6 protein-coding genes and 1 pseudogene are annotated in these 8,400 nt (G+C 70.4%); 5 read left to right on the top strand and 2 right to left on the bottom strand.

Annotation, left to right across the window (positions count from 1 at the left end; all coding sequences use genetic code 11):
* Positions 1-2,805 (bottom strand): type I polyketide synthase (locus IJH84_RS27120; RefSeq protein WP_367269108.1); only part of this gene is annotated, 2,805 nt, incomplete at its 3' end.
* A 194-nt stretch (positions 2,806-2,999) separates the two neighbouring features.
* Here IJH84_RS27120 and IJH84_RS27115 point away from each other — a divergent pair.
* The 4 genes from IJH84_RS27115 to IJH84_RS27100 are packed head-to-tail and all read left to right on the top strand — an operon-like array spanning position 3,000 to position 6,887.
* The gene (locus IJH84_RS27115; RefSeq protein ID WP_295150578.1) at positions 3,000-4,400 is read left to right on the top strand and encodes a glycosyltransferase; all 1,401 of its coding nucleotides are present in this window, start codon (positions 3,000-3,002) and stop codon (positions 4,398-4,400) included.
* 1 nt (position 4,401) lies between these two features.
* The gene (locus IJH84_RS27110; protein ID WP_295150575.1) at positions 4,402-5,484 is read left to right on the top strand and encodes a DegT/DnrJ/EryC1/StrS aminotransferase family protein; all 1,083 of its coding nucleotides are present in this window, start codon (positions 4,402-4,404) and stop codon (positions 5,482-5,484) included.
* A complete protein-coding gene (locus tag IJH84_RS27105) occupies positions 5,481-6,656 on the top strand; it encodes a cytochrome P450 (RefSeq protein ID WP_295150572.1) in 1,176 nt (391 codons plus the stop codon). Before IJH84_RS27110 ends, IJH84_RS27105 begins: the two co-directional genes overlap by 4 nt.
* 36 nt (positions 6,657-6,692) lie before the next feature.
* Positions 6,693-6,887 carry a ferredoxin gene (locus IJH84_RS27100; protein ID WP_295150569.1) on the top strand — a complete coding sequence of 65 codons (195 nt, stop codon included), beginning with the start codon at positions 6,693-6,695 and terminating at the stop codon, positions 6,885-6,887.
* 321 nt (positions 6,888-7,208) lie between these two features.
* Here IJH84_RS27100 and IJH84_RS27095 read toward each other — a convergent pair whose 3' ends face one another.
* On the bottom strand, positions 7,209-8,117 hold the full coding sequence (locus IJH84_RS27095) for a LysR substrate-binding domain-containing protein (protein ID WP_295150566.1): 909 nt from the start codon (positions 8,115-8,117) through the stop codon (positions 7,209-7,211).
* Positions 8,118-8,189: 72 nt separating this feature from the next.
* Here IJH84_RS27095 and IJH84_RS27090 point away from each other — a divergent pair.
* Positions 8,190-8,400, top strand: a pseudogene (locus IJH84_RS27090) (histidinol dehydrogenase); the annotation flags it as partial.

The following is an 8,400-nucleotide window of genomic DNA, read 5'->3' as shown; positions in this document are numbered from 1 at the left end:
GGCGGCGAGCCGGTCGCGCAGCTCCACTCCGGTCAGCGACTCGAAACCGGCGTCCTTGAACACCCGCTCCGGGCCGATCGCATCGGTGGTGCGGTGGCCGAGCACGGTGGCGGCTTCGGCGCGCACCAGGTCGAGCAGGTGCGGGAGGCGCTTGGATTCCGGGAGCTCGGCGAACCGTTCGGCCAGGCCGGGCTCTGCGATCTGCTGCTCGGCGGCGGCTCCGGGAACCTGCAGCCGCGCACCCGCAGGGCTCGGCCAGTAGCGCTCGCGCTGGAACGGATAGGTGGGCAGCGCCACCGGGCGGGCACCGGTCCCGGCAAGCACCGCGTTCCAGTCGACCCCGGTGCCGGTGACGTGCAGCCGCGCCAGCGCGCCGATCCAGGCGGACTCCTCACCGCGGTCGCGGCGCAGCGCAGGAACCACGGTCGCCGGGCCGTCCAACGACTCGCGGACCATTCCGGAAAGCACCCCGTCCGGGCCGATCTCCAGGAACGTCGTCACGCCTTCGGCACGCAGCGCGCGGATGCCGTCGGCGAAGCGCACCGCCTCGCGGACGTGGCTGACCCAGTGCTCCGGATCGGCCAGTTCGCCGGGCTCGGCGAGCTTGCCTGTCAGGTTGGACACCACCGGCACCGCCGGTTCGCCGAACCGCAGGCCGCGCAGCACCTCGCGGAACTCCGCCAGCATCGGCTCCATCAGCGGGGAGTGGAACGCGTGCGAGACGCTGAGCCTCGAGGTTTTGCGACCCTGCTCAGCGCAGTGCCGCATAGCGGCATCGACAGCTCGTTCCGTGCCGGAGACCACGACGGAGTACGGACCGTTGATCGCGGCGAGGCCGAGTTCGTCGCCCAGCAGCGGCGCCACGTCCTCTTCGCACGCGTGCACCGCCGCCATCGCGCCACCGGCGGGCAACGCCTGCATGAGCCGTCCCCGCGCGCACACCAGCGCCGCGGCGTCCGCGAGCGGCAGCGCACCCGAAACGTGCGCCGCAGTGATCTCACCGACGGAATGCCCGGCGAGCAGATCCGGCCGCACACCGCAGGATTCGGCGAGCCGGTGCAGCGCGACCTCGATCGCGAACAGCGCGGGCTGGGTGTGCTCGGTGCGCTCCAGCTCCGCGGCGTCCGCGCCCCAGATCACGTCCCGCAGCGAACCGCCCACGTGCTCGTCGACCGCGCGCAGAACCTCGTCCAGGGCGTCGGCGAACACCGGGAACCGCGCGTGCAGCTCCCGGCCCATCCCGAGCCGCTGGGCCCCCTGCCCGGAGAACACCACCGCGAGCCGCCCATCGTCGACGACTCCGCGCGCGGTTTCGACCGCATCGCCCTCGTCGGCCAGCAGCACCGCACGGTGCTCGAACGCGGTCCGGCGGGTCGCGCACGACAATCCCAGGTCCGCCGCCGCGTGCTGCTCGGCCAGCTCGCGCGCGCGGGTGATCTGCTGCTCCAGCGCCGCCTCGGTCCGGCCGGACACCGGGATCGGCACGACGGAGGGCACGGTCCGCACCGGTTCCGCCGATGCGGCGCTCGCGACGCCCTCTTCGAGGATCACGTGCGCGTTCGTCCCGCTGATGCCGAACGATGAGATCGCCGCGCGCTTGGGGCGATCCGCGCCGGGCCACGGCGCTTCGGCGGTGAGCACCTCGACCGCGCCCGCGCTCCAGTCGACCGCCCGCGTCACGTCCTGCACCCCGCGAATGCCCGGCAGCGTTCCGTGCCGCATCGCCAGCACCGTTTTGATCAACCCGGCCATGCCGGCGGCCGCCTGCGCGTGTCCGATGTGGCCCTTGACCGATCCCATCAGCAGCGGCGTCTCGCGGTCCTGCCCGTAGGTAGCCAGCACCGCGGACGCCTCCACCGGGTCGCCCAGCCGCGTCCCGGTTCCGTGCGCCTCCAGCGCGTCCACGTCCTGTGTGGACAGATCGGCGTCGGCGAGCGCGGCGCGGATGACGGCCTGCTGCGCGTGCTCGCTCGGGGCGGTGAGCCCGTGCGAGGCACCGTCGGAGTTCACCGCCGAACCACGGATGAGCGCCAGTACCTCGTGCCCACTGGCGCGCGCACGCGACAACGGTTCCACCAGCACTGCACCGACGCCTTCGGACCACGCGGTCCCGCACGCACCGTCCGCGAACGGCCTGCACCGCGAATCCGGCGCGAGACCACCTTGCCGCGTGTAGCCCACGAACGCCGCGGGCGTCGACATGACCGTCACACCGGCCGCCAACGCCATGTCGCACTCCCCCGACCGCAGCGCGCGCACGGCGGAATGCACTGCCACCAACGAAGACGAGGACGCGGTGTCCACAGTGATCGAAGGGCCTTCCAGACCCAGGAAGTAAGCCAGCCTCCCGGAGATCACCGCGGGGGCGAACCCGGCGACCGAATGCCCGGACAGGTCGTCGCCGGAGTCGGCCGCCGCCACCGCGTAGTCCTGGCCGTTCACCCCGGCGAACACGCCGGTCCGGCTGCCGCGCAACCCGAGCGGATCCATCCCGGCGCGCTCCAGCGCCTCCCAGCCGACCTCCAGCAGCAGCCGCTGCTGCGGGTCCATCGCCAGCGCCTCGCGCGGCGAAATCCCGAAAAACTCGGCGTCGAAATCCGCCGCACCGCTGAGGAATCCGCCCTCCTCCGGCACACCGGCGGCGCGCAGCTGCGCCACGTCCCAACCCCGATCCGCGGGAAGCGGCGACATCGCGGTGTCGTCGGACGTGACAAGCCGCCACAACTCCTCCGGCGAGCCGACGGCACCGGGGAACCGGCACGCCATCGACACCACCGCGATCGGGTCGTGCTCTGGAATCGTCATGCGCTGCACCACCTTCGGCCTCGGGTCGGGCGGTCGTGGCAGACGGTATGCAGGCGAGCGCTGTACTTTTCCCTAGAGCGGCACGGGAACGCGACCGGTGAACTAGGGATTCTCCTCGTTGCGGTGTGGGAGAAAGTCCCCGCCAGCCAACGTCCCCCGCACCGGGACGACCGACTCGCGAAGGGCTCAAGTTCATGGCGTCGACCCGGCGGCCCGTGCTGTTCGTCAGCTATCCGGAGAGCGGGCTGCTCAACCCGCTGCTCGTGCTGGCCGAGGAACTGTCCCGCAACGGCGTCGAGGACCTGTACTTCGCCACCGACGACAACCGGCGCGAGCAGGTCGAGGCCGCGGGCGTAGGCACCCCGGTGCACTTCGTCCCCCTCGGCGGCGTGGTGCCGGAGATGTCGGCGGTGACGTGGGACGACGAGACCTACCGCGAGGTCACCCAGCGCTCCCGGTTCAGGGCGCACGCCGCGGTCATCCGGCACACTTTCTCTCCCCGTGCGCGGGTTTCCAAGTACCGCGCGCTGGAAGAGGCCGTCGACGAGATCGCGCCGGCGCTCATGGTCGTGGAGAGCATGTGCAACTTCGGCTACGAGCTGGCGATCACCAAGGGCATCCCGTTCACGCTCGGCGTGCCGTTCATGCCGAGCAACGTGCTCACCTCGCACGTGCCGTTCGCGAAGTCCTACACCGGGCCGGACTTCCCGGTGCCGCACTCCGGGCTGCCGCACGCGATGACGCTGCGGCAGCGGATCGCCAACCGGGTCTTCAAGTTCCGCACGCTGGCGATGTTCATGACCAAGCAGCTGCGCGAGCGGGCCGCGGAGGACCAGCGGGTCCGCGACTCGCTCGGCATCTCCGGCGACGCGGCCGGGTTCATGTCCCGCATCGAACGCGCCGAGATGGTGCTGTGCTACTCGATCCCCGAACTGGACTACCCGTTCCCGGTGCCCGCGCACATGCGGCTGGTCGGCACGATGGTGCCGCCGCTGCCGCAGGCGCCGGACGACGAGGGACTCGCGCAGTGGCTGGATGAACGGGATTCCGTCGTCTACATGGGATTCGGCACGATCACCCGCCTCACCGCCGAGCAGGTGCGCGCGCTGCTGGAAGTCGTCCGCCGTCTCGCCGACCGCGGCACGCACGTGCTGTGGAAGCTCCCGGCCGAGCAGCAACACCTGTTGCCGGACGAGCTGCCGGAGAACCTGCGGGTGGAGGACTGGGTTCCGTCCCAGTTGGACGTGCTGGCCCACCCGCACGTGAAGCTGTTCTTCACCCACGCCGGCGGCAACGGTTTCCACGAGGGCCTGCACTTCGGCAAACCGCTGGTGGTGCGTCCACTGTGGGTGGACTGCGACGACCAGGCGGTGCGCGGGCACGACTTCGGCGTGAGCCGCACCCTCGACCACCCGGAGACCTTCGACGTCGAGGACGTGCTGGACAAGCTGACCACGGTGCTCGACGAGCGCGGTTTCACCGAACGGGCGGAGGTTTTCGGACAACTGCTGCGGAACGCCGGTGGTCGCGAAGCCGCTGCGGAACTCCTGCTCGAGCTACCCGCGCTGCGCGACGAGGAACGGGCGAGGATCTGAGATGGCCATCAGCCAGCCGGTCTCCAAACCTTGGCTCAACGGCAACGAGCTCACCTACGCCACGCAGGCCGTCGGCGACGGCTGGATCTCCTCGCAGGGACCGTTCGTGCGGCGCTTCGAGGAGGCGTTCGCCGAGTACAACGGCACCGCGCACGGCGTCGCCTGCTCGTCCGGCACCACCGCGCTCACCCTCGCGCTGCGGGCGCTGGGCATCGGGCCCGGCGACGAAGTGATCGTCCCGGAGTTCACGATGATCGCGAGCGCCTGGGCGGTCAGCTACACCGGCGCCACTCCGGTGTTCGTGGACTGCGCCGACGACCTCAACATCGACGTCACCCGGATCGAGGAACGGATCACGCCGCGCACCAAGGCGATCATGCCGGTGCACATCTACGGCAGGCGCTGCGCGATGGACCCGATCCTGGAGCTGGCCCACGAGTACAACCTGCGCGTGGTGGAGGATTCCGCCGAGGCGCACGGCGTGCGGCCGGTCGGCGACATCGCCTGCTTCTCGCTGTTCGCCAACAAGATCATAACGGCCGGTGAGGGCGGCATCTGCCTCACCGACGACGAGCGGCTGGCCGCGCAGCTGGCGCACCTGCGCGGGATGGCGTTCACCAGCGATCACAGCTTCCTGCACAAGAAACTCGCCTACAACTTCCGCATGACCGCGGTACAAGCCGCGATCGCGCTGGGCCAGACCGAGCAGCTGGACGAGATCCTGGCCGCGCGCAACGAGATCGAGAAGCGCTACGACGAGGGCTTGCGCGACATCGACGGCATCACCCTGCTGCCACGGCGGGACGTGCTGTGGATGTACGACCTGCGCACGCGCGACCGCGACGGGCTCCGCGCGTTCCTCGCCGAGGAGGGCATCGAGACCAGGGTCTTCTTCAAGCCGATGAGCAGGCAGCCGATGTACCGCGACCCGGGCTGGCCCGAGCTCAACGCCAGCCGGTTCGCCGCGGACGGCCTGTACCTGCCCACCCACACCGGGCTCACCGCCGAGGACCAGGAGCACGTCGTCGGCAAGGTGCGCGAGTTCCACGCACGATCAACTCGCTCGAGGGAAGTGCCGACATGACGACTGCGAGCACACCGGTCGATTTCCCGCTGCGCCGTCCCGGAGCGTCCTTCCCGCCCGAGGAGTACGCCCGGTTCCGCGAACAGCCCGGCCTGGTCCGGTCCCGGCTGCCCACCGGCGCGGTGGTGTGGCTGGTGACCCGGCACGAGGACGTGCGCGCGGTGCTCACCGACCCGCGGGTCAGCTCGAATCCGGACCACGACGGCTTTCCCAGCCTGCTCGGCCGCACCGGCGGGGTGCCATCGCCGGACACGATGCCCGGGTGGTTCGTGGCGCTGGACCCGCCGCAGCACGACCGGTTCCGCAAGACCCTGATCCCCGAGTTCTCGGTGCGCCGCATCCGGGCGCTGCGCCCGACGATCGAGGAGATCGTCGACGAGCGGGTCGATGCGATGCTGGCGGCCGGGCCGGACGCGGACCTGGTCGCCGACTTCGCGCTGCCGGTCCCCTCGCTGGTGATCTCCAGCCTGCTCGGGGTGCCGGCGGCCGATCGGGACTTCTTCGAGGCCAAGACCCGGGTGCTGGTCAGCACGACCGCCACCGATCAGCAGCGGGAGACCGCGACCAAGGAGCTGCTGCGCTACCTCAACCGGCTCATCAAGATCAAGGCGAAGCGGCCGGGCGAGGACCTGATCAGCAGGCTGCTGGCGGGCGGGAACCTCTCGGCCGCGGAGCTTTCCGGGGTCTCCATGCTGCTGCTCATCGCCGGGCACGAGACCACCGCGAACAACATCGCGCTCGGCGTGCTCACCCTGCTCATGCACCCCGAGTGGGTCGGCGCCGACGGGATAGTCGAGGAGCTGCTGCGGCTGCACTCGGTCGCCGACCTGGTGGCGCTGCGGGTGGCGACCGAGGACCTGGAGATCAGCGGGCAGCGGATCGAGGCGGGCGAGGGCATCGTGCCGCTGGTGGCGGCCGCGAACCACGACGAAGCGGCTTTCGGCTGCCCGCACCGGTTCGATCCCGAGCAGGCGGCGCGGCACCACGTCGCGTTCGGCTACGGCGTGCACCAGTGCCTCGGGCAGAACCTGGTGCGCGGCGAGATGGAGGCCGCCTACCGGGCGTTGTTCGAGCGGATTCCCGGGCTGCGGCTGGCCGCGCCGGTGGAGGAACTGCCATTCAAGTACGACGGCGTGCTGTTCGGGCTGCACTCGCTGCCGGTCCGCTGGTGAGCGCCGTCGTTGGACCCGTGAGCAGGAGGAAGGCACGTGGAGATCAGCGTGGACCGGGACAGGTGCGTGGGCGCCGGGCAGTGCGTGCTGTCCGCCCCGGACGTGTTCGACCAGGACGACGACGGCATCGTCACGGCGCTGGAGAGCCGTCCCGGCGACGACTTCGCCGGGGAAGTGGCGCAGGCGGAGCGGATCTGCCCGGCGCAGGCGATCACCGTGCGGCAGGACTGATCGTCCGCCGATCCTGGATTCACACCTTTTCGAGCGAATTCAGCTTTGCACAGCAAGGACTTTCATCCGTCCACAATGGACCTTAAGATCACCTGGTCCAGCTATGGCGAACACGGGTTCGACTCCGGAGCATGGAGTTCATGAACCCCTTCCGATTCGCCCAGCTGATCGCCGCCCAGCTGATCGCCATCGAGCCATCCGGACGCCACCGATCCGTCGCACGCCTCGCCCCCGCGGCCGGTCGCCCACCATCGCAGCGCCACGCACCACACAGGAAGCGGCGCCCCGCACCGCAGTTAGTCCTTTGTGGACGAATTCGGCTCACCGCTCCGCAGCCGGATGGTGCGGGAGCATTCGCCGGGCGAGGTCGGCGAGTTCACGGGTGGCCGGGGAAAGCGTGGTGGAGCGCCTGCGCACGAGTGCGATGGTGTCGTGGAGCGGCTCGTGGAAGCCCACCATGTGCAGATTCGGCGGGCACATCGCGCTGTTCGCCACCGCGCGAGCGAGGACGGTGTCGCCGACGCCGCGCTGCACCAGTGACAGCGCGGATTCCACGTGCTCGACCTCGATCCACGGATCGAGCCGAAGTCCCGCGAGCTGAGCGCGATCGGCGAGCTGGCGGCGCGTCGGGTCGGCCCAGCCGTAGTGCGCGTCGTAGAGGATCAGCTTGGCCTGCGCGAGGTCCTCGATCCGCAGCGGTTCTTCCGCACGGGCCGGATCGGCGGTGGCGTAGCACACCTCGTCCCGCAGCAGCGGGGTCACTTCGAGACCTTCGTCGTCGATGGGCAGCACGACCAGCCCGGCCTCCACGGTTCCCGCCGCGACGGCGGCCGCCACCTCGACGGAGTTCAGCCCGATCAGCCGGATGCGCACATCGGGATAGCGGTCGTGGAAGCGCTGCGCGAGGTCGGAGAGCAGGTAGTAGCCGGCGTTGCGCAGCAGCCCGAAGGTGGCGACCCCGCCGTCCAGGGAACGCACCGAACGCAGCGCTTGCGCACCGCCGTCGGCGGCGGCCGTGGCCTGCTCGGCGAACGGCAGCAGCGTCTCGCCTGCGGCGGTGAGCACCAGCCGCCGGGCTCCCCTGGTGAACAGCGGGGTGGCGTGATCGTCCTCGAGCTTGCGGATCAACTCCGAGACCGACGCCTGAGCGACCCCCATGGCCGCCGCCGCAGCGGTGAACGAGCCGGTCCGGGCGGCGAGCAGGAACGCCTGCAACTGCTTCAGTGTCACAAGGAAATCCTATGCCGAGCACAGGTTTCGATCATCTTGTCCTGTGCTTTGCCCGTTCGTAAGGTCGCCGCCATGCGCTTCGCACCCTCCCTGCTCAGGGAACTCGGTAGCTCGTACCGACCGCTCAAGACACCGGCGCACGAGGGCCCTGCCGCACAACGCGACCCGGCGGTGATGCAGCGGGTCTCGGAGATGCTCGCCGCGATCGAACGCGACGGCATGGACGCCGTGCTCCGCTACGCGAGCGAGCTCGACGGCTGGACCGGCGCCGAAGTCGAACTCG

The organism is Saccharopolyspora sp. (assembly GCF_017434145.1).
GTDB classification, from domain to species: domain Bacteria; phylum Actinomycetota; class Actinomycetes; order Mycobacteriales; family Pseudonocardiaceae; genus Saccharopolyspora_C; species Saccharopolyspora_C galaxeae.
This window is presented reverse-complemented; position numbering and strand designations above follow the sequence as displayed.